Below are 25,891 nucleotides of genomic sequence, written 5' to 3' on the forward strand. Positions count from 1 at the left end.
AGCCTCTGTGATAAATCATCTATGCCTGACTTTAGTATAAGAACAATGTTAACTAAGCACGAGGATGATGCTCTTCATGTAATAGTTTTAATCTATCTTTGGCAATATAGGTATATATTTGCGTAGTTGATAAATCACTATGTCCTAATAGCATCTGTACGACACGTAAGTCAGCACCATAGTTCAATAGGTGTGTGGCAAAAGCATGACGCAATACATGTGGCGATAAAGCCTCTTTATCGATACCTGCTAAATGCGCATAATGTTTAATACGATGCCAAAAGGTTTGTCTTACCATTTGTGTGCCACGGCGACTTGGAAACAACACATCACTACTTTGCCCTGATAATAACGCTGAACGCATCTCTTCGATATAACGCTCTAACCAATGTACAGACTCTTCACCCAAGGGTACTAATCTCGTTTTGTTACCTTTACCAGTAATTCTGATCACACCTTGTTTTAGGTTGATCTCTTCCATGGTCAACCCTACTAATTCCGTAACACGTAACCCTGTCGCATATAACACTTCAAGCATTGCTTTGTCCCTGAATTGAATAGGATCATCTAATTCCGGTGCGGCTAGCAATGCATCCACCTCCGATTCAGATAATGATTTAGGTAAAGGTTTTACAATTTTAGGACTTTCTAGTTTGGCACTCGGATCATCTTCGCGAATTTTTTCACGACATAAATATTGATAATAACGACGTACTGCACTCATTAAACGAGCAGTAGAGGTACTTTTATAATCAATCTCACCTTTTAATCTATTTTCAAAGTAATCACTGAGTTGACGCTCACTGGCTTCAGTTAATGTGGTGTTTTTAGAGACTAAATATAACTCCACTAAAGAGAGGTCATGACGATATGAATCCAGCGTATTTTTAGACAACCCACGCTCTAACCAGAGTGAATCTAAAAATTGTTCGATGCTTAATACTTCCATTCTAACGGCCTTAACGGTAAATTAGCGCCTCTTTTATTTTTCTTCAAAAGGTCGCATATGAAAATCGGTTTATTTTATGGCTCTAGCACTTGTTACACAGAAATCGCTGCAGAAAAAATTCAAGCAGAGCTAGGTGAATCATTAGTGGACCTATTTAACATAAAAGATGAGGGGTTAAGCAAGGTAAATGATTACGATATTGTCATTTTAGGCATTTCCACTTGGGACTTTGGCGAGCTTCAGGAAGATTGGGGCAAGTTATGGGATCAAATTGATGGTTTAACCGTCAATGGTAAAATTGTCGCTATTTTTGGCTTAGGTGATCAAGATGGATACAGCGAGTGGTTTGTGGATGCGGTGGGTATGCTGCATGATAAATTATTACCACAACAACCTAAGTTTATCGGCTACTGGCCAGTTGAAAGTTACCAGTTTGATGCGTCTAAAGCGCTTACCGAAGATGGTCAATACTTTGTGGGTTTAGCTTTAGATGAAGATACACAATACGAACTAAGCGACCAACGTATTAGTGAGTGGTGTTTACAGATATTAGAAGAGATGCAAGAGCTGCTATAAAGTATCTGTTACCCTATTCTGTAATAGAGATACAAATTATCAATTAACAGCGCGATTCACTATAAAGCAACACCCCCGTAAATAACTGCGCTGTTAACTTATTTCCATATCACCAATAAAGTATTAACTTTCTATTTTTCAATAGCTTTACTATTTCAACCATTGCAAAATTTCATATCGCCTAATCCATTTCTAGTATTAAATTAAACCTATCTGTACAACATCTCTTTACAGTTATCTGACCTTATTATCATCGTTACCTGATTTTTATGTAATTAAATTTCAATACTGTAACTCTTCTGATCCAGATCAATCGTCTTCCTCTGACTTTGTTTAAGCTACAAATATTAAATTTATTACAAATATTTAACCTTATTACAGTGCTCAGCACGATCAAAAAATTTTAAATTAAACCAGAGTACAGGAGTACCTCCTCAATGCCAAAAGACAACAAAAGTAAAAGCTACCAAGACCTGCACAGGCCAGCCAGCGAGTTTGCCTCAAGAGCAGATTACTTGAATCATGAATTACAAATCATGAAACCACGCCGTTTCGGGTTAAACCTACCAGGCCGAGACTTTAATTTTGAATGGGAAGATCTTGTACCAGCAGTCGCAGGTACTATTGGCATCATCGCCATGTACTCAGCGGTAATGATGTCATGGGCTGATGGTCTTACTGAGCAATGGGCACATATCACCCTAGGTAAAGACTTTGCCATTGAAGTAGCACGCGTAGAGATGCTTATTCCAGCTTTTCTATTTTGTATTGTTGCCTCTGGTTTTATAAACCCTAAAGCTAATCTAGCGGGTAACCACGGGCCAATGATCCCACTAATCGGTGCCATTGCACTTGCAGGTGCTCACCCACTAGCATTAGCTATTTTGTTAGGTATTTTCGGATTATTACTGAGTTACTTCAAAGGTGGATCTAAACTGGTTAACCTGACCAGTGAAGGGGTTGCTGGCGGCCTACTCGTCTTTTTAGGTTTTACAGGGGCATTCAGTCAAATCGGACAAATTCAAAGTTGGGCAAAGGGTTTAGAGTCGGCAGACGTCGCAGCAGGTAGCATGGGCTATATTGGTTTAATCGTGCTAGCAGCTAATATCGTGTTGTATGCCATTCTTGCTAAAATCAATAAACGTTGGTTAGCGATTCCAGCTTGTGCCGTCACAGGTTTATTAATCGCATTAGCCTTTGGTGCAGGGTTTGATCTTATTTTTGAAACAGAAATGGGCTTACCTAATTTAAACCCTGTTTATTGGTGGGGAAGTACGACTGAAGGTTGGATGTTAGGTTTACCTAACCTTGAACACTTTATTGCCTCGTTACCTTTTGCCATCTTAGCTGTGGCGATGTGGTCACCAGACTTTTTAGGTCACCGTATATTCCAAGAATTAAACTACCCCAAAAATACAGAAGAAGTATTAATGGATGTGGATGACACCATGACCATGTGTTCTGTTCGTCAAATGGTTGGTACAGCAGTGGGTGGTGGTAATATCACCTCTTCATGGGGAACTTACATGATCCCAGCTGCGATTGCTAAACGCCCTATTCCTGCGGGCTCTATTATCTTAGGTAGCTTGGTAATGTTAATCGCATTTTTAGGGTTCCCGATGGATATAGCAGTTTGGCCGCCAGTAATGCGTATTGCGCTATTAGTCGGTGTTTTCCTACCATTATTAGAAGCAGGTATGCAGATGATTAAAAATACAAAAGACTCTCAAGCAGCAGGTATTTGTATCTTCACTGCGGCGGTGTTTAACCCGGTATTAGCTTGGGCACTCACCATGTTACTGGATAATAATGGTTTAATTGGTGATAAAGAGCGCGCTAAACGTTTATCATTTTTAGATAAAGTCATTATTCCAGGGTCAGTATTAATCGTGTGCTTTATTGCGATGGTAGCTGTGGGTATGTTCGAAAAACAATATGGTTTACCAGCTTTACTATAAAGTTCATTAACTAGATTTCTCTAACTAGATACAGAAAAGGCGCTATTAATAGCGCCTTTTTCATCTTTAACGTTTATTCATTTCTAAAGCAATGTTAACCATTATTTACAGCCTTTTAATATCTGCTACTAAATCTGTAGATATCTGCTGCAATGATTTCAATAACTCATCCTGATCAAGGGGGTTACAGTGGAAATATGAAAGTGACTGGTAAACACTGTACCGCCAATATCGGGCACACCAATACGATTACATTCCATGTTTTGTAGTTGCAGATCATAATCATTTAATACCGCTGAGATATCCTTCACTAGGCCTAATCTATCTTTAGCATCAATGGATAGATTAAATCGTCTCACTTGCTCTTCTACTATAGGCGGCAGCTCCATCCAAGTGACCGTTAACCCTAATTGCTTAATATCATCAATCAGTTGTTTAAGGTGTTGAGGATCAAGTTCGACTTTAATTAATCCTGCCATCTGGTTATCTATATGGTTAATTTTACTGTTTAACCACTTACCCTCTAATGCGTGTGTTTTCTCAGATAACATATTCACCAAATTAACATGGTACTCGCCAGTAATGGTCAATAAAATTTGATTGCTCATAGGATATAGCTCCTTTAGTTTTATTTAAACAGTAGGTTTATTCACCATTATCAATACTAAATCCCACTATTTCCCTGACCTTAAGCATAAAAACCTAATATTTTATCTACCCATCTGGTTTATCGAATTCCTCTTCACTCTCCTATACAACACTTTTGATATAAAGAACTCACCTCTTTATAACTTGGACAATACATTTTGAAAAAGAAAACTGTAATTTTATTACAAGTTCACTAACAAGTTGATGTGAATCAATTTTTGAAAAAGCACCTTTGTTAAAATAATAACCAATCCATCACGGGGGTAACTTCTAAGATGCAAACAGGCAACAGAACAGACAAGCTTCTAGCTTATCAAATGACCAATCAAGACAGCGCAGCTGCTGACTCAACACGCCAGCATTTTTTATCTAACTCTTATATTGCGCTGATGTTAAAGCCACTTAATGTTCTGTTATTCACCATAATTTGCATTGCCCTAGGACAAACAAATTCTAACTATTTTTTTAATCACTAACGGTAAAGGTAAAGCTTTATGACTAAATTAAACGAAGCATTTGAATCAGCATGGGAAGGTTTTGCAGGCGAAGCTTGGAAAACTGAAGTAAACGTGCGCGATTTCATTCAACAAAACTACACACCATTTGAAGGTGATGAAAGTTTTCTAGCAGATGCAACCAAAGCGACAGATGAGCTTTGGGAAAATGTAATGGTAGGTATTAAACAGGAAAACGCAACGCATGCACCTGTTGATTTCGATACGGACGTGGTTTCTACTATTACCGCACATGACGCTGGCTACATTAATAAAGACCTAGAAACGATTGTTGGTTTACAAACTGAAAAACCATTAAAACGTGCGCTTATCCCGAATGGTGGTATTCGTATGATCGATGGCTCTTGTAAAGTGTACGGTAAAGAACTAGATGACGGCATTCGTACTATCTACTCTGAATACCGCAAAACACATAACCAAGGTGTTTTCGATGTGTACACTGGTGATATTCTTAAATGTCGTAAATCTGGCGTACTAACAGGTTTACCTGATGCATACGGCCGTGGTCGTATCATTGGTGACTACCGCCGCGTTGCGTTATACGGTATCGACTTCCTAATGGCAGAAAAAGCGGCACAACATAAAAGCTTAGAAGCAGAATTAATCGCAGGTACTTCATTAGAAGATACAATGAAACTGCGTGAAGAGATTTTTGAGCAATACCGTGCACTTGACCAAATGAAAGTAATGGCGGCTAAATACGGTGCTGATATTTCAGGTCCAGCAACCAGCGCTAAAGAAGCGATTCAATGGACTTACTTTGGTTACCTAGCTGCAATCAAATCACAAAATGGCGCTGCAATGTCATTTGGTCGTACCGCTTCATTCTTAGATATTTTCATTGAGAAAGATTTACAAGCTGGCGTGATCACAGAAACAGATGCACAAGAGTTAATTGACCACCTAGTAATGAAACTACGTATGGTACGTTTCCTACGTACACCTGAATACGATGATCTATTCTCTGGTGACCCAATCTGGGCAACAGAATCAATTGGTGGTATGGGTGTTGATGGTCGTACATTAGTTACTAAAAACAGCTTCCGTTTCTTACATACTCAATACACTATGGGACCATCTCCAGAACCAAACATTACTGTATTATGGTCTGAAGACTTACCAATTAACTTCAAAAAATACTGTGCAAAAGTATCTATCGATACATCATCTATTCAATATGAAAACGATGACCTAATGCGTACTGACTTTGATAACGATGATTACGCAATCGCATGTTGTGTGTCACCAATGATTGTTGGTAAACAGATGCAATTCTTCGGTGCACGTGCCAACTTAGCAAAAACACTTCTGTACGCAATTAACGGCGGTGTTGATGAAAAATCAAAAGCACAGGTTGGTCCTAAAACATTACCAGCTATTACTAGTGAAGTATTAGATTACAATGAAGTTTACTCAAACCTTGATCACTTCATGGATTGGTTAGCAGAGCAATACGTGACAGCATTAAACTGTATTCACTACATGCACGACAAATACAGCTACGAAGCATCACTAATGGCACTTCATGACCGTGACGTTTCACGCACTATGGCTTGTGGTATTGCGGGTCTATCAATTGCAGCGGATTCATTAGCAGCGATTAAATATGCAAAAGTGCGTCCTATTCGTGATGAAGATGGTATTGCAACTGACTTTGATATCGAGGGTGATTACCCTAAATTTGGTAACAACGACCCACGTGTTGATGACATTGCATGTGAACTAGTTGAAACCTTTATGAAGAAAATAAAATCACGCCCAATGTACCGTAATGCACGTGCAACACAGTCAATTCTTACTATTACATCTAATGTTGTATACGGTAAGAAAACAGGTAATACACCAGACGGTCGTCGTGCAGGTATGCCATTTGCACCAGGTGCAAACCCGATGCATGGACGTGATGAAAAAGGTGCAGTAGCATCATTAACATCAGTATCTAAACTACCGTTTTCTTACGCACAGGATGGTATCTCTTACACATTCTCTATCGTACCAAACGCACTAGGTAAAACTGATGATTCACAAAAATCAAACCTAGCAGGTTTAATGGATGGTTACTTTAAACACACACCAGAGATTGAAGGTGGCCAACACTTAAATGTTAACGTGATGAACCGTGACATGTTGTTAGATGCGATGGAAAATCCAGATAAATATCCACAATTAACAATTCGTGTATCTGGTTATGCAGTTCGCTTTAACTCATTAACTGCAGAGCAAAAACAGGACGTTATTACACGTACCTTTACTGCTAGCCTGTAACTCTCAATTTGTGGAGAGAAAAATAATAGGTTAACGTTTCAAAGGTTTCACCTTAACGGGTGAAGCCTTTATTTTTATCACCAAACAATTAATTATTTACCTGTTCTTTTAACTAATGCCCTTTATATTAAAAAAATGGATTAGTTAATAAAAGTACATATAAATAATTTATTTTCAGAGGTAACTTTATGCCAGTGACTGGTCGAGTACATTCAATTGAAACCTGTGGCACCGTTGACGGCCCAGGCATTCGCTTTATCATCTTTTTGCAAGGCTGCTTAATGCGTTGTCAGTATTGTCATAACCGAGATACTTGGGATACCGAAGGCGGTAAAGAGATGACGGTTGATGAATTGATGAAAGAGTTATTACAGTACCGCCACTTTATGAATGCATCGGGCGGTGGTATCACTATTTCCGGTGGTGAAGCTATGCTACAACCTGAATTTGTACAAGCTATGTTTGAAGCTTGCCGCTTAGAAGGCATTCATACCTGTTTAGACACCAATGGTTTTGTCCGTAAAATTGATGATAGAACTAAAAAAATCTTAGACAGCACTGACCTTGTACTTTTAGATATAAAACAAATGGATAACAAAAAACATATCGACCTAACTCATGTCAGTAATAAATATACCTTAGAGTTTGCTCAATATTTAGCAGACCATAATCAAGCCGTGTATTTACGTTATGTGGTTGTGCCTGGTATTACCGATAGCCTTGAGGATGCACATGCATTAGGTAAATTCATTGAACCCATGAAAAACATAGAGAAGATCGAAATGTTGCCTTACCACGAACTAGGTCGACATAAATGGATTGAAATGGGCGAAATATACCCGTTAGAAGGTGTACAACCACCAACAAAAGAGGTAATGACAGCGGTACAACAAGTCCTATTGGAATATCACCCTAGTGTCATTTTTTAACAAGATAACCACCAAGAATAATCCCCTACTTTTATCTCACTTGTTAAGGCAGTTTATACTGCCTTTATGTTAAGCTTAGCTTTTTTGATTGAGCAGTAACATTATGACCTCTTTTATTTGCCCGCTTTGCCAAACACCTTTTAAACAAACTAATAACACTCAGATTTGTGAAAATAACCATCACTTTGATATTGCAAAAGAAGGTTATTTAAATCTACTGCCAGTGCAATCTAAAGGCTCTAAAAATCCCGGTGATAATCAAGAGATGATGATGGCAAGACGTGCCTTTCTTAATACACATGGTTACTTACCTTTAGCCAATAAAGTTGCTGAGATCAGTGCGCAATATTTAACGAATAGCGAGCAAGCACGTATTTTAGACCTTGGGTGCGGGGAAGGTTATTACACCAATATCATCAAAGAAAAACTGCCAAAGGATGAGGTGTGCGGTGTCGATATCTCTAAAGTCGCGGTGCGTTATGCTGCAAAACGCTATAAAAACATCGATTTTTGTGTGGCTAGTGCTTACCAAATCCCCCTAGCTGATGACACATTAGACCTAATGATCCGCATCTATGCGCCTTCAAAAGCGGAAGAGTTACAACGATTAATCAAAAAAAGCTGTTATTTAATTACAGTAACACCTGCGCCACGTCACTTATATCAGCTAAGAGAAGTGATTTATGAGCAAATAAATGAGCATGTGGAAGAAAATGAGGCAGTTGAAGGCTTTACTAAAACAGATAAAATTGACTTAAATTACACCTTGGAAATTGAAAATCCACAGCAATTAAAAGATTTAATTAATATGACGCCATTTGCTTGGAAGTTCACTAAAGAGAAATTAGCAGAACTTCTTGCACAGCAAAAATGGCAAATTGAATGCGATTTTAATATTGAAGTATTTCAAAAAGATTAAATTAACTCATTATTATAGAGAAAATTATCGCCACCTTTTTTAAACCCTCTGTTAAGCAATTTTGCTAGGTCAATAAAGCGTGGTTTATCCACCATCACTTGTTGACCTGGTTGCTTTCCATTTAACACTTCAATAATTTCTACATACCAAGCAAACAGTGATGGTGACAGGGTTTGTTGAGATCTTTTCCTAACCATAATAAACAATGAATAGGCAAACCAATTAAAAATAGAATAAAAGTAGCAGTACTCGGCCAAGAGAAGTAAACCGGAAATATGATATAAAGCGAAGCAACTAAAACAATAAAAACAGGAAATATTTTTATTAATAGTTGTGTATAGCAAACCATTTTACTGTCAATAAACAAGGAATATAGGCAAGCTTGTTTAGGCCAAGTTTTTAAATAATGTTCACCTTTTTTTACTAAATCAAAAAATCCAAACAATGCAATTCTCCTTAAAAAGATTAGACATATATCCCAAAAATAACATTTCGCTTAATCGAACAAAAAATATCCAACCATTGATTGATTTCGGATAGTTTTTAGCAAATTGTTATTTGTAATTTTATTACATACAGGTAAAATTACCAATATAACTTAATATGAGCAAGGTCAACCAATACTGAGTACTAATTAAGTTGTCCCTAATCATTATATACTAGCTTAATATCGGGCCTTGGTTTGATATTTTTTGTTAATTCTTTACTGAATGGAATTTTTTCATGAGCAATAAATTAGTCCTTGTACTTAACTGTGGTAGTTCTTCGCTTAAATTTGCTGTTATTAACGCAAACAATGGTGATGAAATCATCAGTGGCTTAGCAGAATGTTTTAACCTTCCTGATGCGCGCATCAAATGGAAATTTGATGGCAAGAAGGAGTCAGCTAAACTTCCTGAAAACAGTGCTCACTCTGCAGCGATTAGTTTCATCGTAGAAGAGATCATCAAGAAAATTGAAGGTCTGGCAGAGCAATTTATTGCTGTTGGACATCGTATCGTTCACGGTGGTGAAAAATTCACTCAATCAGTGATCATCGATGACGTAGTATTAGAAGGTATTGAAGAGTGTGCATCACTTGCACCACTACACAACCCAGCTCACATTTTAGGTATTAAAGCGGCACAAGAAGCATTCCCAACTTTACAACAAGTTGCTGTATTTGACACTGCATTCCACCAAACAATGCCAGCAAAAGCTTTCTTATACGCTTTACCTTACAACCTATACAAAGAATCTCATATCCGTCGTTACGGTATGCACGGTACTAGTCACCTATTTGTAACTGGCGAAGCTGCTAAAGTATTAAACAAACCAGTGTCTGAAACTAACATCATCTCTGCTCACCTAGGTAATGGCGCATCAGTTGCTGCTATCAAAAATGGTCAATCAGTTGATACAAGTATGGGTATGACACCACTTGCAGGCCTAGTAATGGGTACACGCTGTGGTGATATCGACCCAAGTATCATTGAGCACTTAGTTGAACGTAAAGGTTACAGCCTGAAAGGTGTAATGGATATGTTACAAAAACAAAGTGGTCTATTAGGTATTTCTGGTCTGTCTAGCGACTGTCGTGATATCGAAGATAACTACAAAGAAGGCCATGAAGGTGCGACACTTGCTATCGAAATGTTCTGCTACCGTCTAGCTAAATACATCGCTTCTTACGCAGTACCACTAGGCCGTATCGATGCAATCGTATTCACTGGTGGTATCGGTGAGAACTCTGACATCATTCGTGAAAAAGTATTAGACCTACTGACTATCTTTGGTTACAAAGTTGATGCAGAGAAAAACAAAATTGCATTATTCGGTACTCAAGGTGTTATCACTACAGAAGATTCACCTATCGCAATGGTTATCCCAACCAATGAAGAATGGGTTATCGCACAAGATTCTGCTGCCTTAGTATCAGCATAATTACGACTAATTTTTGAAGGAGTCTATACTCCCTTTTTTTGATCTTATAAAAGGAAAACTCATGGCACGTACAATAATGCTTATCCCAATCGGGGCTGGTGTTGGTGTGACTTCTGTTAGTCTTGGTATGGTTCGCGCAATGGAACGTCAAGGCGTTGCAGTTAACTTCTTCAAACCAATTGCTCAACCTCGCCAAGGTGATCAAGGCACAGAACGTTCAACCACTACTCTACGTAACTCTTGTAATATCCTACCTCCTGAACCTTTTGCAATGAAATACGCTGAAAACCTTATTTCTTCAGGTCGCACTTCAGAATTACTTGAAAACATCGTTGAGCGTTTCCGTGAAGGCACTAAAGACAGCGACGTAATTATCGTTGAAGGTTTAGTACCAACTGATAAACACCAGTTTGCTAACAGTGTTAACTACAGTATCGCTAAAGCATTAGGTGCTGAGATGGTATTTGTTACGCACCCAAGTAACGACACATCTCAACAATTGAAAGAGCGCATGGAAATTGCGGTTTCTTCATTTGGTGGTAAAGACAACGAACGTATCGCAGGTTGTATCATTAACAAAGTTGGCGCACCAATTGATGAAAATGATAAAGCGGGTATGGATATCACAGAGATGTTTGATATCCCAGAAGCAAGCATTAATAACAATCTTGAAGTGTTACAAATGTTCAGCAAAAGCCCACTGCCTATCTTAGGTTGTATCCCATGGAGTGCTGACCTAATTGCACCACGTGTAAAAGATTTAGCTGTTCACTTAGAAGCTAAAATCTTAAACGCAGGTGATTTAGAAAACCGTCGTCTACAGTCAGTGACTTTCTGTGCACGTTCTATTCCAAACATGGTTGAGCACTTTAAAGCTGGCTCTATGCTAGTGACTTCTGGTGACCGTAGTGACGTAATCATTGCTGCATGTTTAGCAGTGATGAATGGCATGAAGATTGGTTGTTTACTACTTACAGGTGATTACACACCTGAAGAAGAAGTGATCAAACTTTGTCAAAGCGCAATGGATGCTGGTTTACCTATCTTACTGATCAAAAGTAACACATGGCAAACAGCTCAGCGTTTACAGAACTTCAACATGGAAATCCCAGTTGACGACCTAGAGCGTATTGAGAAAGTACAAGAGTACATTGCAAGCCATATCGATAAGCACTGGTTAAACACCTTAACTGAAGACTCTTCATTATCACGTCGTTTATCACCACCAGCATTCCGTTACCACTTAACGGAATTAGCACGTAAAGCAAACCAACGCATCGTGTTACCTGAAGGTGAAGAGCCACGTACAATCCAAGCAGCGGTTATCTGTGCACAACGTGGTATCGCTAAACCAGTATTGCTTGGTAACCCAGAAGAGATTCACCGCATCGCAACACAACAAGGTATTGTTGTGACTGATGAAGTTGAAATCGTAAACCCTGTTGATGTAATTGAGCAATACGTAGCACCTATGGTTGAACTACGTAAAAGTAAAGGCTTAACAGAAGTAGTTGCACGTGAACAACTGCAAGATACTGTAGTACTAGGTACAATGATGTTAGCGGAGAATGAAGTAGCAGGTCTTGTATCGGGTGCTGTTCATACGACTGCCAATACTATTCGCCCTGCTTTACAGTTAATCAAAACAGCACCAGGTGCAAGTTTAGTATCTTCAATCTTCTTCATGTTATTGCCTGACCAAGTATTAGTATATGGTGACTGTGCAATCAACCCAGATCCAACGGCTGACCAACTAGCTGATATTGCTATTCAATCTGCTGATTCTGCGATTGCTTTTGGTATTGACCCTAAAGTAGCGATGATCAGTTACTCTACTGGTAACTCAGGTGCAGGCTCGGATGTTGAGAAAGTACGAGAAGCAACTAAAATTGCACAAGAGCGTCGTCCAGATCTATTAATCGATGGTCCTTTACAATACGATGCAGCGGTGATGGAAAACGTAGCGAAGAGCAAAGCACCAGACTCTAAAGTAGCTGGCCAAGCAACAGTATTTATCTTCCCTGACTTGAATACAGGTAATACAACCTACAAAGCGGTACAACGTAGTGCTAACCTGATCAGTATTGGTCCAATGCTGCAAGGTATGCGTAAACCGGTTAATGACTTGTCTCGTGGCGCATTGGTAGACGATATTGTTTACACCATCGCACTAACAGCAATTCAAGCAACACAAGCAAGTGAAAAAGCAGCGTTAATCGAAGGTTAACCTTTACTTAACAAGCTAAGCACATGTTAAAAGCCCCATTTAACGATAAAGTTAAATGGGGCTTTTTTATTACCTAAAATAATTTTATGCAAAGAAGATAATTTACAATACTTACCACACAGAAGTGAATAATGTTAATTAGTAAAATAGCTCAATAATACCAATCATAGTAAGTAACTGATCTATTTTACTTGTTAAAACAACTTATTTTTTCGTTGTAAGTTTCGTATAGGGAACAACCATTTACATCAACTTACGCCTCAAACTAAGCCATTTTTCCGGCGCAAAATTTAGATCAGTTATTTAATACAATTGGTATAAGTTAATGGAATAGGTTTATCACGGAGAGATAACAATGAAATATTTTTTATGTACTAGCTTAATTCTGATCAGCTTTTTTACACAAGCTAAACAAGCGACTAGTGACTTAGGCTACACGATAGAGATCCCAAACAGTTGGTCACCACTCACTGGTCCTGAGATAAAAGCCAATCCAGATCTATTTAACTTCGAGCAAATAGACGGTATTCCACCCGCATTATTAAAGCAGATCATGCCTGTGATCCAATCTGGTAATATGGATCTTTATTTCATCCCCAATAACTCAGAAAACCTAGCCAATGACTTTACTGACAACATTAATGTGATGAAGCAAGTGGGTAATGTACCCAGTAACCCTAATGAGCTGAATGAGGTCTGCGCCAGTGCAAAGTCAGAGTTAAGCAGTGTCTTTCAACGTGATATTACCCTGTATGAGTGTAAACAAACGAAAGTGATAGGTAGAAATGCGCTGTATGCTAAATTCGATGGAGGCTTAGAAGGCACAGTATCCATGCAATATCATTTTCCCTCTCTGAGAATGTGTTTCTAATGTTTACCGCCACCGCTAAGCTTGATACTTATGAAACAATTGAAAAAGAGTTTCAACAGGTCATTAACACCATCAGTCTTCAATAATCACCATATCAATCATTGATTCATAAAAAAGGAGCGACTAGCGCTCCTTGATGTTAAATAGTTATACAGGCTGTAATGCCACTAACACGCATTTTAAGCCTTTATCGGGTTCAATATTAGTAAACTCACTCGGTGGTTTGATAATATCGATAACCTTTGCTTCAGGGCAATGTTCAGCGAGTGAATCGGTAATAAATTGGAAATCCAAATCAGGGCTATTTAAACATAATAGCGCTTGCCCACCAGCGTTTAATAACTCAGGTAAACGACGCATAATTTTAGGATAATCACGTTTAATATTAACACTGCCCTTCTGTAAAGATGGCGGATCGGCAACAATAATATCGTAAGGGCCTAAACGTTTCACTTTTCCCCAAGACTTAAACAAATCATGCCCTAGGTATTTCACTTTAGCTAAATCATGACCATTTAAACGGTGATTATCACGCCCCACCGCTAATGCCGCTTTGCTCATATCTAAATTAACCACTTGCTCAGCCCCACCGGCAATTGCCGCAGCTGAAAAAGCACAAGTATAGGAGAACAGATTTAACACGCGCTTACCTTGAGCACGCTCTTTTAACCAAGTTCGGCCGTTTTTCATATCTAAAAAGATACCGTAATTTTGGTTTTTACCTAGGCTGATTTTATACGACAAACCATTTTCATCGGCAGCATAATCAGTGACCTCTTTACCGTATAAAACAAAGGTAGGCGCAAGGTCACGACAACGAAATTGCACTTGAATACTTTCTACAGCAAACCCTCTTGCAGTTAACTCTGCTAATAGCGCCTCACTTAAATTAGCTAACCATTGGTCACTTTCTTCTTTATAAAGAATAATCAATACCACTGGCGATAACCAATCAATATTAAAGTGTTGGTATTCTGGGTAGTTAAAGCCACGTCCGTGAAATAAACGCGCCATCTCTTTCTCTTGCCCTGCTTGTACTTCAGGGAAATGCATCTTTTCTAACAATGCTGTAAACATATTAATTTTCTTCTTTATTGGTAACGTTAACTAAACTCTCTGACACTGTATTCTGTGACTCTGCATCTATCTTGTCTTGATCGATATTTTCCAGTACTTCAACCTCTTCATCAGAGCTTAATAAAATAGCGACCCAACGCCCATCCTCACTGTTCTCTAAAGCAATCTTCAAAATCATGGTCAATGGTACAGATAAAAGCATGCCAACCATACCTAATAACCATCCCCAAAAAATTAACGATAAAAACACCACTAAAGTAGACAAACCTAAACTACGGCCCATAAAGCGAGGTTCCACCAGGTTACCCATGATCATATTCACACTCACAAACAACCCAACCACCACCGAGGCATAACCAGCTCCCAGCTGTAAAAACGTTAATATAACCGCAGGGACCGCTGCAATGATTGAACCAATATTAGGGATATAATTAAGCAAGAATGCAAGCAAAGCCCACAACACATAAAACTGCACCCCCATTGCCCATAATACGCTGCCGATAATCAAACCCGTTGCTAAGCTGACTAAGGTTTTAATCGCCATATACTGGTTAACCATTTTTAAAAAATGATCTAACTTTTTATCCGTCTCGGCTGAGTCATTAAAAGCCATATGTAACTTTTTAGTAAAGACCTTACCTTCCGCTAACATAAATACCACGGTTAAAAGCAACAAAAAGATATTGCCCAACACACTACTAAAACCACTTAGTGTAGAGGTCACTAAATTCATCACTTTACTTGGGTCAAAATAACCCCCAACCTCATCCATAGATAAAGCAATATCGTGCCCAGCTAACCACTCTACAAGCCAGTTTATCTGCTCAGACAGTTGTGCTTCATAGGTAGGAATGGCTTTTCTAAAGTCATTTACCGCGGCCCCTATGACACCACCTAATACAATAAACAGAGAGAATATAGTGACAATGACGAAAGTAATTGCCAACCCTCTTGGAAATTTTTTAGATTCCAAATAATTAATCGCAGGATTACAAATAATTGCCACAAACAGAGACAATAAAAAAGGAACAACAATCGGCGCTGCGACTTTTATACCTGCTAAAGAGATAACTAAAGCTGAACAATAGAGTGCGGTACGTGCTGCTGTGGAGGTATTCACCATATTGCACTTTCCTTAATTGATTTGATGATTAATAAGGTTATTAGCGCCGATTATAAAGGATAGATGAGCAATAATAACTAAGAATTTAAACCATTGAATAATAAACATATTGTATTACTAATATACTTATTATTAACGAGTATTTCGCCTGTAAATACACTTTTAGTAATAAGTGATCTAAATCTCTTTAAAAATAATAAAAATCTAAACATAAAAGTGATCCTGATCAATATGAGAATCACCATTGTTCCTATAATAAATTTAAAAGTTATTTACTAAGTCTGTTTTTACCAAATCATCTTAATAAAGCACTTTTAAAGATTTTAAATTTATTAAACTTTGGAGAAATATATGACTGTAAGCAATGTCACTGAACTAAATGCAATGGTTGCTCGAGTGAAAGCAGCACAAAAAGAATTTGCAAACTACTCACAGGAGCAAGTTGACAAAATTTTCCGCGCCGCTTCATTAGCCGCATCTACAGCACGTATCGAGCTTGCTAAAATGGCTGCTACTGAATCAGGTATGGGTATTATGGAAGATAAAGTGATCAAAAACCACTTTGCTTCTGAATTCATTTACAACAAATACAAAGATGAATTAACTTGTGGTGTGATTGACCGTAACGAAGAAGGCGGCACTATCACAATTGCAGAGCCAGTAGGTATCGTGTGTGCAATCGTACCAACAACTAACCCAACATCTACTGCTATCTTTAAAGCATTAATCTCACTTAAAACACGTAATGGCTGTATCTTCTCACCACATCCACGTGCTAAAAATGCAACTAACTTTGCCGCTAAAATTGTATTAGACGCAGCGATCAAAGCTGGTGCACCAAAAGATATTATTGGTTGGATTGATGTACCTTCAGTAGAGCTATCAAACAAACTAATGAAACATGACGACATCAACCTTATCCTTGCAACCGGTGGCCCAGGCATGGTTAAAGCGGCTTACTCTTCAGGTAAACCAGCAATCGGTGTTGGCGCGGGTAACACACCTGTTGTTATCGATGAAACTGCAGATATCAAACGTGCTGTTTCTTCTATCTTAATGTCTAAAACATTCGATAACGGCGTTATCTGTGCTTCTGAGCAAGCAGCGATTGTTGTTGAATCAATTTACGACGAAGTAAAAGCACGTTTCGCTAAATACGGTGCAGCAGTACTAAACAAAGCAGATGCTGAGAAAGTACGTAAAGTGTTACTTATCGATGGCGCACTTAATGCAAAAATCGTAGGTCAACCAGCATACAAAATTGCAGCATTAGCGGGTGTTAAAGTACCAACATCAACTAAGATCTTAATCGGTGAAGGTTTAGAAGCATCTTGGGATGATGAGTTCGCACACGAAAAACTATCTCCAACATTAGGTCTATTTAAAGCAAAAGACTTTGAAGATGCAGTACGTCAAGCAGGCATCGTATTAGATATCGGTGGTGTTGGTCATACTTCAGTACTTTACACAGACCAAGATGCGAATGCAGACCGTATCGCTTACTTTGGCGATAAAATGAAAACAGCACGCATCTTAGTGAATACACCTTCTTCTCACGGTGGTATTGGTGACCTTTACAACTTCGAATTAGCACCTTCTTTAACACTAGGTTGTGGTTCATGGGGTGGTAATGCTATCTCTGAAAACGTAGGTCCAAAACACCTTATCAACAAGAAAATTGTAGCTAAGCGAGCAGAAAATATGTTGTGGCATAAACTACCAAAATCTATCTACTTCCGTCGTGGCGCACTTCCTGTTGCAATGACTGACCTAGAAGGCAAAAAACGTGCATTAATCGTAACAGACCGCTTCTTATTCAATAACGGTTACATTGACGATTTACGTAGCATCTTAAAAGAAAAAGGCATGGAAGTAGAAGTGTTCCATGAAGTAGAAGCAGACCCAACATTAGCAGTAGTACAAGCAGGTGCAGCAGCATGTTTAAGCTACCAACCTGATGTGATTCTAGCAGTGGGTGGTGGTTCACCAATGGATGCAGCGAAAATCATGTGGGTAATGTACGAGCACCCAGAAACTGACTTTGAAGATTTATCTATGCGCTTTATGGATATCCGTAAACGTATCTACAAATTCCCTAAAATGGGTTCAAAAGCAGAGTTAGTATGTATCACTACTACATCTGGTACAGGTTCTGAAGTAACACCTTTCGCTGTTGTTACTGATGAAAAAACAGGTCAAAAATACCCATTAGCGGATTACGAACTAACACCAAACATGGCTGTTGTTGATGCAAACCTAGTAATGGATATGCCTAAATCACTATGTGCATTCGGTGGTTACGATGCAGTGACTCACGCTATGGAAGCTTATGTGTCAGTACTAGCAAACGAATACTCTGACGGCCATGCTTTACAAGCACTTAAAATGTTAAAAGAGTACTTACCAAGCTCTTACAAAAACGGCAAGAAAGACCCAATTGCACGTGAAAAAGTACATAACGCAGCAACAATCGCAGGTATGTCATTTGCCAATGCATTCCTAGGTGTTTGTCACTCAATGGCGCACAAACTAGGTGCTGAGTTCCACATTCCACACGGTTTAGCAAATGCGTTATTAATCTCGAATACAATTCGTTACAACGCAACAAACAACCCGACTAAACAAACTGCATTCTCACAGTACGATCGCCCTAAAGCACGTGCTCGTTATGCAGAAGTAGCTGCGCACTTAGGCTTCACTGAAGGTAACACTGAAGATAAACTAAATGCCCTACTAAACTGGTTAGACGAGTTAAAAGTAGCACTAGATATTCCACTATCAATTCAAGCTGCAGGTGTTAACGAAGCTGAATTCATGGCAAAAGTGGATAAACTAGCTGAAGATGCGTTTGATGACCAATGTACAGGTGCAAACCCACGTTACCCATTAATCGGCGAGCTAAAAGAAGTATTAATCGCTTCTTACTACGGTAAAGCTTACGCAGACGTTGTAGACGCACCTGAAGTTGAAGTAAAAGCAGAAGTAAAAGAAGAGAAAAAAGTAGCAGCTAAAAAAGTGAAAGAATTAGTTAGCTAATCCACTCCCTTCAAACAACAATATCAAGCCTGCTTTTAGCAGGCTTTTTTGTATTTAGCGTTCGATAAAAAATGCATATTAAAAATATAATGAAAGTAAACAGTCTTAAAGGAGCATTAAAGCAGGAATTCTAAATATGGAATTTTTGAATTTAAGAAAAGATGGCAGAAATAAGGGTTCACAGGAGTTAGGTGAACAATAGACCATAGTCTTATTGTCCTAAAAACTAAGCAGTTAATGTTATGTATCAATAACAGATAACCTTCCTCTTGAGTTGCCCAGTGTAATGAATCGCTTTAGTAAAAACAAAGGCAATAAACATCAAATCGAGTTAACTAAAAAACAGGGTGGGCAGAGCTTACCCGCTCATAGACTAACTTGACGGTTAATTCGCCATGCGCCCCTAAAAACAATTCAACTTACATGTGATGATAAAATGTCGACGTTCAATATCAATTATTTTTGCTTTTATTTAAAAAAACTCTGCTTGACTCTGTACCTAGGTACAGAGTGTAGGATAGGAGCTATCGATGAATGAGAACAAACCAATTACCATTGGCGTACTGGCTAAAGCTGCCAATGTTGGCGTAGAAACAATTCGCTACTACCAACGTAAAGCCATTATTGAGCAACCTGAAAAAGTGAATGGATTTCGTCATTACTCTAATGAAGATATTCGTGTCATTCGTTTGGTGAAAAAGCTTCAAGGCGTTGGTTTTTCCTTAGATGAAATTAAGGAATTTCTCGTTTTCGATCATTGTTGTAGTGAATCACGATCGGTTGTGAAGCATAAGTCGTTAACTAAAATTGAAGAAATTAAAACACAGATTTCTGAATTACAGACAACGATTAAAGCATTAGAGGTGTTTTCAAACTCTTGTGGATCAAACAAGAGCATAGAAACGGATTGTTATTTACTTGATTGTTTTGAAAATCAATGGCGATGCTGTAGTACTGACCTAACCTAACTGGAGAATAAGCATGAGTGAAGTATGTAAATGTTGTGAAGACAAAAAACACCAGAGTGTTGTTGTAATACAGACAGCTGTAAATGTGCAGAAAGCTGTGCTTGTGGTGATTGCTGTACTGATTCAGGTTGTTGCTAATCCCTTTAGCGATAACCTCTAAATAATCAAACTGCCTATCTATTTTAATCACTCTTTACAGAGCTAGATAGGCAGCTTTTAACCAACTACCTCAACACATAATTAATGACTCTTTACAGAGCTAGATAGGCAGATTTTAACCAACTACCTCAACACATAATTGGTATAGTTTTTTAACTTCCTTTCGGATTTAGCTCATTTCCACCTTAATTTTTAACATTCTTTTCTTAAGCTCTTTTTGCAGAATGGTCATGTTATAAGGTGTCATTGATTTCCATTTTTGGCATTCATTTCTGGTTCTGCCACATCCTAAACACCAACCTTTGCTCCCAGAAAAATCACATTGGTCAATACAAGGGCTTTTTCTTTTCTTCATCTTGATTCCCGCTTTATTGCACTTCAAGTAACACTTGATCAATGCTCTCTTCTAACACTCGAAGGCGGTTAAACTCTTCAAATAAACGTTGTTCAAGGTTTTTAAAATTAAGCGGTAAGGTACGTTGGCAAATACCATAGCTACTATCAAGCTTTTTGTAACCGTTCCAACTTTTAATGCGCTTCTCTTCTAACGCCATAAATTGACGAATAAACTCAGACTGAGAAGGACAATCTTCTTCAACGTGCATACAAATAGGAAAAGACTTTTGTTTAATTTGCGGGCCTTCAATAAAGGTTTCAAAGTGGATACCACCTTGATTTTGATTAAACCAATTATGTTTAGAGAGTTGCATATAATTGCCACGATTATAAATTTCCCAACCATCATCAAACCAACTCGCTTTTTCGAGCATTTTTTCAAGATTACGAAACACACCTTTTACATCTTTCATTAAATTAATTATCATCCATTATTGCGTAAATTTGCATAAACATGCCTTTAAAAACAGCGCCACAAACTGCCAATCGAAATTCAAGCCAATAAAAGATTATCAATCAACAAAAGTGAGATAACAAGGGATTCATTAAATGAGGCAGAAGAAGCGACATGTTGTAAACCACCAAGTAAGTTAAAGCTAATCATCACATATTACGAAAAACAAACTCGATAACAACACCCCGCCCTTAGCTTTATCTCAAATGATGAGTTGAATCTACCCAGACAAAGAAAAGCAACACGCCGACATGGCGAAACCACTGCAAATAAATATGGAATAGACCGAACGAACGTAGATGAGCCAAGCCAAACAAAGAAAAATAACACGCTGACATGGCGAAATAGCTATAAATAAATATGGCATAGACTCGACGAAAGAAGATGAGCTAAAACGCAATTAACATACTTTGTTACTTTGTTACTTAGTTACTTAGTTACTTAGTTACTTAGTTAGATAAACACTCATAACAAAATATCAACCTACAACAGTGGACTAAACAGGTATAACACACCTTCTAAAATACGTTTAAAGAAAGGACGCTTACGCCATTTCTCCAAAGTCAGCTGATTAGACGCTAACGTATAATGCATTTGTGCAGTCAGAAGATCCCCTGCAAACTTCGGGTTATCAATCAACATCGTCATCTCAAAATTTAACCAAAAACTACGTAGGTCTAAATTAACCGTCCCCACCAGCGCTAACTTTTCATCAATCACAATACTTTTACTGTGTAACAAACCACCATAAAACTGATGAATCTCTACGCCTGCTTTTAATAAGTCTTCAAAGAAAGCACGTGATGCGTACTTGACCATTAACGAGTCATTCTTAGCAGGTAAAATAATCTTAACGTCGACCCCTCGCATCGATGCAACCTGTAAGGCGGTTAATAGGCTTTCGTCAGGGACAAAGTATGGAGAGGTCAATACTAAGCTGTATTTAGCTTCATAAATCGCCGTCAATAGCACTTGATGAATGCCTACTTTGCCAAACTCAGGACCCGATGGAATAAGCTGCGAGTTTTCATCTCCCACTAAAGGAAACAGTGAACGATTCGCAGGTGGTAGAGCCAGACTCTGAGCTGTTTCTAAACTCCAATCCCAGATAAACAAGCCTTCCATATGTTGCACTATTGGGCCTTCACAACGCACCATTAAATCAATCCATTCACCAATGCCCTTCTCAACTTTAAAGTAAGCAGGGTCTACTAGGTTCATGCTGCCGGTATAGGCGATATGATCATCAATACAAACGAGTTTGCGATGTAAGCGTAAATCTTGGCGTTGGAATAACAATCGGAATGCACCTACAGGTAAGCCCTCTACCACCTCGACTCCAGCTTTGCGTAATTGAGCCGGTAAAATAGATTTAAAAAAGTCGCTACTGCCTACTGAATCTAACAATAACTTACAGGTAACACCACGTTGTGCCGCTGCTTTTAACTCCTCTAATAGTTTGTCTACTAAGCCACCGCTATTACAAATATAAAACATTAAATAACAATGCTTTTTAGCCTCTCTAACCTCTTTGGTTAGCTCTAATAGAATATCGTCCGTGGTGGTTAATAAGGTATGTTTATTTCCTTTCACCATGGGCATATTGGTGTAGGATTCAACAAAAGATTGCATTGAATGTGCATTTTCGCTGATTAACTCTTTATCTTGCTTGTAAGTATTTGCCTGCTCTTCTATCCACTTTAAAAACGCACCGGAAAGCAACTTTCGGCGCTTACTGCGCTTTGCTCCTAGGTTTAACTCACCAAAAATTAAGTATCCGATCATGCCGGCTAAAGGCACGGCAAAAATTAAAAATAACCAGGCAAGAGATACACCTATTGGCTTACGCTTAATGATCACGCGCAATGTAATTAGCGTTAAAAAACTAAAATATAAAGTAGCAGAAAGCACAAGGTAAACCTCGCTTTCTAACCAGCTCATATTAATGTTTAGGTTTGGCATTACTATCCTATCGATGAAAATAAAAGTTAACCAGAATGGAGGTTAATGGGTTATGCGGATGGTATCAAAACTGCCACAATAGGATAGTTATTTTTAGCTAGCCTACTGTGGTCAAAGGGTAAGTCAGTTATTTACGTTTATGACATCTTAAGTAAAAGGTCGCTTCCGACGCGGTCATTGCCTCTTTAGGAGATTGGTTTTTATCTGATATAAATTGATGTTCGTTTATCAATTGCTCCCTAGGGTCACTTTCAATGGTGTCACCCACCACATCAATACCTAAAGAGTGCGCTAACACAAATACAGATTTAAGCATCGCCTCTCCAGCTAAATACCCTGGTACTCCTTGGATGAAGTGTTTAGATATTTTAAACTTATCAATATTAAGTTTATCAATAGAGTACAGCACTGAGCGCTCTGCACCAAAACCATCAACGGTAAAGGAGATCCCTAAACGACTCAGATTTAAAAGATTATCTTGAATGGTATACAGGTCATTACTGAACAAGCTTTCTTCAATTTCAAACTCAAACCATCCCGCTTTAGCACCGGTATCCAAGAATATTTTCTGAATAGAGGCGATTAACGATAATTGCGATAACTCGGATTTTGATAAATTGAGCGCAATTCGACCAAAATTGATCCCTGCATTATGCCACTTCATGGCTTGCTGAGCGGCTTTGGTAAACATATTCAAACCAAGTTCAGCCATCAAACCTGATTGCTCTGCTAACATTAAGAAACGCTCAGGTAATAAAGTACCATGTTCAGGATGATGCCATCTAAACACACACTCTACCGCAACAATTTGACGTTTATTTAAGTCATATTGAGGTTGGTAATAGACATCAAACTGATCCTCAGTAAGCGCTAATTTTAACTCATTCTCCAAGGCTAATTGGTGCGTAGAATTAATAGTTAATTCATTTGTGTAAAAGTGATAAGCGCTACTTTTATCATTTTTACTGCGGTACATGGCATTTTCCGCATTAGTTAAAATACTATCTACATCTGAACCATCATCAGGACAAATACTGATCCCGATGGAAGTCGTCAAATTAACTGCAATGCCTTCCATGGTAACCGTACCAGAGAACTGCTGAGCAATTTGGCGAGCAATTAACGCCACTACCTGTTCGTTTTCTAACTCTTCAATCACTAGTGCAAACTGGTCATCACTAACACGAGCAATAATATCTTTATCTGAAGCCAGCTCTTTAAGGCGCTTAGCAATACCTCTAAAGATAACATCACCTTTATTATGGCCATAACGCTCATTAACGGCTTTGATACCCTTAATTTCGATATGTAAGACACCAATAGCGGTCTGTTTGTGATTAGCGCGAGCGATTGCTTTCTCTAGGTGAGTAAACAGTGCAATACGGTTATTTAATCCGGTCAGCGAATCATGTTTAGACAGGTATTGAATCTTCGCTTCGTAATCTTTGTTTTGCGTTAAATCAGTGAAAATAAATACACGGTTATTCATGTTGTCATCACCGTGTTTCACTTCATTTACTTCTAGCCAGAAATAACCAAGATAACCCATCTTCGTATAGAAACGCACATTCCCTTGCCACTTGCCCTCTTTTTTAAGCCCGACTTCAATATCATCAAATAGTGTACAAGAGTCAAAACCATCAGCAAAAGAGGTAATATTAACGTTGATCAGTTCCTCTTTTGAGTAACCAGAAACACTGAAACAAGCATCGTTAGCGGTGATCACTAATCCAGTATTATCTGTCACTAGGATACCATCACGGCTATTTTCAAACACCACGTTGGTCAACCTTAGCTGCTTCTCGATCATGCTTTTTTCTGTGATATCACGACCAATAGCAAAGAGACCTTGAACCTGACCACTCTTGTCTCTTAATGGCACTTTTTGCATAAAGATAAAATGCTTTTCACCATTGTTATAAGTTAAATATTCATTGCTTGCATAGCTTTCATTGTTGCTCATCACTTGAGCGTCTTGCGCCTGACACATTCTCGCCTGATTGATTTCAAACAGCTCATCATCTGCTTTACCGATAATCTCTGCTTCTGAACAACCAACAAATTTTTCGAACTGTTTATTACAACCAATGAAGCGACTATCTAGATCTTTAAAGAAAATAAGATCTTGAGATAAGTCAGCGGTAGCGCGCAACATGACACGCTCTTTCTCAACTTCAGCTTTAGCGGCCTTCATCTCTGAAATATCAAAGAGCATACCAACACGCATATTACAATCCAGGTCGACTTCTTCTCGTAATAAAAACTCACGTTGGTCACCACAACACTCTGTCAGATTGCACTCTAACACTAACGGTTGCGTGGATTTTCTTGTTTCATTTTCCTGCGTTAACTGCGCTTCAACGGTACAAGGTAAAAGCGACTGCAGTTGTTTACCAACCAAGTTGTCAGGGGTGTCTCCAAAGATATTAGAGAAATAAGAGTTACAAGCGATGATTAAACCATCATTACTTTTGTAATAAATAGGAATGCTAATACAGTTAAGTGTTGATTTAATTTCATCTGAAATACAATCTTTTGCTTTAGCGTCATTAAAGCATACGGACGTTGCATTGCCCTCTTGTTGGCTTGATAAATAGATACACTCTAATACAGGGTAAAGCTGTTTTATACGTTCTTTTAATCCCCCTGAGATAGGAACTTCACAAATGAAGTAATCGAAATATTGCTCTTGCAACATTTCCTCAAGACCATTAACACAATGACAGTGGGTAAGATTTGCTGCACCAAACGCTGCATTGATGGGTAATAAGGCTTTAACTAACTGTACATTATTACCTATGTATAAAACCTTACTGATTTGACTAGACAACCGAACTGCCCTCCATGACGAAACAATAACATTAACAAACTGCACTACTACAAATGCTTTGAGTTAATACCATTAATATAATAACAGTCGTTCATTAGAACACAAA

At 38.4% G+C, this 25,891-nt stretch carries 18 protein-coding genes and 1 pseudogene; 10 read left to right on the plus strand and 9 right to left on the minus strand.

Features of this window, described 5'->3' with window-relative positions; all coding sequences use genetic code 11:
• Positions 1–52: 52 nt before the first annotated feature.
• Positions 53–949, minus strand: a complete 897-nt coding sequence (gene xerD, locus ACLKL2_RS08030; protein ID WP_413694014.1) for a site-specific tyrosine recombinase XerD — start codon at positions 947–949, stop codon at positions 53–55.
• A gap of 57 nt (positions 950–1,006) precedes the next feature.
• On the opposite strand from xerD, the gene fldB reads away from it, so the two are divergent.
• Both fldB and ACLKL2_RS08040 read left to right on the plus strand, forming a co-directional pair.
• Positions 1,007–1,525, plus strand: coding sequence for a flavodoxin FldB (gene fldB / locus ACLKL2_RS08035; protein ID WP_413694015.1), 519 nt, complete (start codon positions 1,007–1,009; stop codon positions 1,523–1,525).
• Positions 1,526–1,962: 437 nt separating this feature from the next.
• On the plus strand, positions 1,963–3,483 hold the full coding sequence (locus ACLKL2_RS08040) for a DUF3360 family protein (RefSeq protein WP_413694016.1): 1,521 nt from the start codon (positions 1,963–1,965) through the stop codon (positions 3,481–3,483).
• Positions 3,484–3,641: 158 nt separating this feature from the next.
• On the opposite strand, the gene ACLKL2_RS08045 is transcribed toward ACLKL2_RS08040, so the two are convergent.
• Positions 3,642–4,091 carry an ACT domain-containing protein gene (locus ACLKL2_RS08045; RefSeq protein WP_413694017.1) on the minus strand — a complete coding sequence of 150 codons (450 nt, stop codon included), beginning with the start codon at positions 4,089–4,091 and terminating at the stop codon, positions 3,642–3,644.
• 534 nt (positions 4,092–4,625) lie between these two features.
• On the opposite strand from ACLKL2_RS08045, the gene pflB reads away from it, so the two are divergent.
• The 3 genes from pflB (at position 4,626) to rlmA (ending at position 8,759) form a co-directional block, all read left to right on the plus strand.
• A complete protein-coding gene (gene pflB / locus ACLKL2_RS08050) occupies positions 4,626–6,911 on the plus strand; it encodes a formate C-acetyltransferase (protein WP_413694018.1) in 2,286 nt (761 codons plus the stop codon).
• A gap of 188 nt (positions 6,912–7,099) precedes the next feature.
• Positions 7,100–7,840 (plus strand): pyruvate formate lyase 1-activating protein, encoded by a 741-nt coding sequence (gene pflA / locus ACLKL2_RS08055; protein WP_413694019.1) that lies wholly within the window; start codon positions 7,100–7,102, stop codon positions 7,838–7,840.
• 103 nt (positions 7,841–7,943) lie between these two features.
• Positions 7,944–8,759, plus strand: a complete 816-nt coding sequence (gene rlmA, locus ACLKL2_RS08060; RefSeq protein ID WP_413694020.1) for a 23S rRNA (guanine(745)-N(1))-methyltransferase — start codon at positions 7,944–7,946, stop codon at positions 8,757–8,759.
• On the opposite strand, the pseudogene yfbV reads toward rlmA, so the two are convergent.
• Positions 8,756–9,204, minus strand: a pseudogene (yfbV, locus tag ACLKL2_RS08065) (terminus macrodomain insulation protein YfbV). The gene rlmA and the pseudogene yfbV overlap by 4 nt on opposite strands.
• A 278-nt stretch (positions 9,205–9,482) precedes the next feature.
• Here yfbV and ACLKL2_RS08070 point away from each other — a divergent pair.
• The 3 genes from ACLKL2_RS08070 to ACLKL2_RS08080 all read left to right on the plus strand — a co-directional run bounded on the left by ACLKL2_RS08070 (position 9,483) and on the right by ACLKL2_RS08080 (position 13,780).
• Positions 9,483–10,682, plus strand: coding sequence for an acetate kinase (locus tag ACLKL2_RS08070; protein WP_113818876.1), 1,200 nt, complete (start codon positions 9,483–9,485; stop codon positions 10,680–10,682).
• Between the two features lie 61 nt (positions 10,683–10,743).
• On the plus strand, positions 10,744–12,909 hold the full coding sequence (pta, locus tag ACLKL2_RS08075) for a phosphate acetyltransferase (RefSeq protein WP_113818875.1): 2,166 nt from the start codon (positions 10,744–10,746) through the stop codon (positions 12,907–12,909).
• A gap of 355 nt (positions 12,910–13,264) precedes the next feature.
• Positions 13,265–13,780: a hypothetical protein gene (locus ACLKL2_RS08080; RefSeq protein ID WP_413694021.1), complete on the plus strand. Its 516-nt coding sequence runs from the start codon at positions 13,265–13,267 to the stop codon at positions 13,778–13,780.
• 147 nt (positions 13,781–13,927) lie between these two features.
• On the opposite strand, the gene ACLKL2_RS08085 is transcribed toward ACLKL2_RS08080, so the two are convergent.
• Together ACLKL2_RS08085 and ACLKL2_RS08090 are read right to left on the minus strand one after the other, a co-directional pair.
• Complete coding sequence (locus tag ACLKL2_RS08085; protein ID WP_413694022.1) at positions 13,928–14,857, minus strand: class I SAM-dependent methyltransferase; 930 nt, start codon at positions 14,855–14,857, stop codon at positions 13,928–13,930.
• A 1-nt stretch (position 14,858) separates the two neighbouring features.
• On the minus strand, positions 14,859–15,980 hold the full coding sequence (locus ACLKL2_RS08090) for an AI-2E family transporter (protein WP_113820292.1): 1,122 nt from the start codon (positions 15,978–15,980) through the stop codon (positions 14,859–14,861).
• A gap of 351 nt (positions 15,981–16,331) precedes the next feature.
• Between ACLKL2_RS08090 and adhE the strand changes: the two genes are divergently transcribed.
• The gene (gene adhE / locus ACLKL2_RS08095) at positions 16,332–19,016 is read left to right on the plus strand and encodes a bifunctional acetaldehyde-CoA/alcohol dehydrogenase (RefSeq protein WP_113819958.1); all 2,685 of its coding nucleotides are present in this window, start codon (positions 16,332–16,334) and stop codon (positions 19,014–19,016) included.
• Between the two features lie 530 nt (positions 19,017–19,546).
• Entirely contained in the window at positions 19,547–19,984 is a 438-nt protein-coding gene (locus ACLKL2_RS08100; protein ID WP_413694023.1) for a MerR family transcriptional regulator, read from the plus strand.
• 328 nt (positions 19,985–20,312) lie between these two features.
• Here the strand turns inward: ACLKL2_RS08100 and ACLKL2_RS08105 are convergent, their stop codons facing one another.
• The 4 genes from ACLKL2_RS08105 to ACLKL2_RS08120 form a co-directional block, all read right to left on the minus strand.
• The gene (locus tag ACLKL2_RS08105; protein WP_413694024.1) at positions 20,313–20,498 is read right to left on the minus strand and encodes a DUF1289 domain-containing protein; all 186 of its coding nucleotides are present in this window, start codon (positions 20,496–20,498) and stop codon (positions 20,313–20,315) included.
• Positions 20,499–20,511: 13 nt separating this feature from the next.
• On the minus strand, positions 20,512–20,967 hold the full coding sequence (locus ACLKL2_RS08110; protein WP_413694025.1) for a hypothetical protein: 456 nt from the start codon (positions 20,965–20,967) through the stop codon (positions 20,512–20,514).
• Between the two features lie 509 nt (positions 20,968–21,476).
• Positions 21,477–22,955, minus strand: coding sequence for a cardiolipin synthase (gene cls / locus ACLKL2_RS08115; RefSeq protein WP_413694026.1), 1,479 nt, complete (start codon positions 22,953–22,955; stop codon positions 21,477–21,479).
• Positions 22,956–23,082: 127 nt separating this feature from the next.
• Positions 23,083–25,785, minus strand: coding sequence for a sensor domain-containing protein (locus ACLKL2_RS08120; RefSeq protein ID WP_413694027.1), 2,703 nt, complete (start codon positions 25,783–25,785; stop codon positions 23,083–23,085).
• Positions 25,786–25,891: the final 106 nt, after the last annotated feature.

This window comes from Psychromonas sp. KJ10-2, from assembly GCF_047323255.1.
Taxonomy (GTDB): Bacteria; Pseudomonadota; Gammaproteobacteria; order Enterobacterales; family Psychromonadaceae; genus Psychromonas.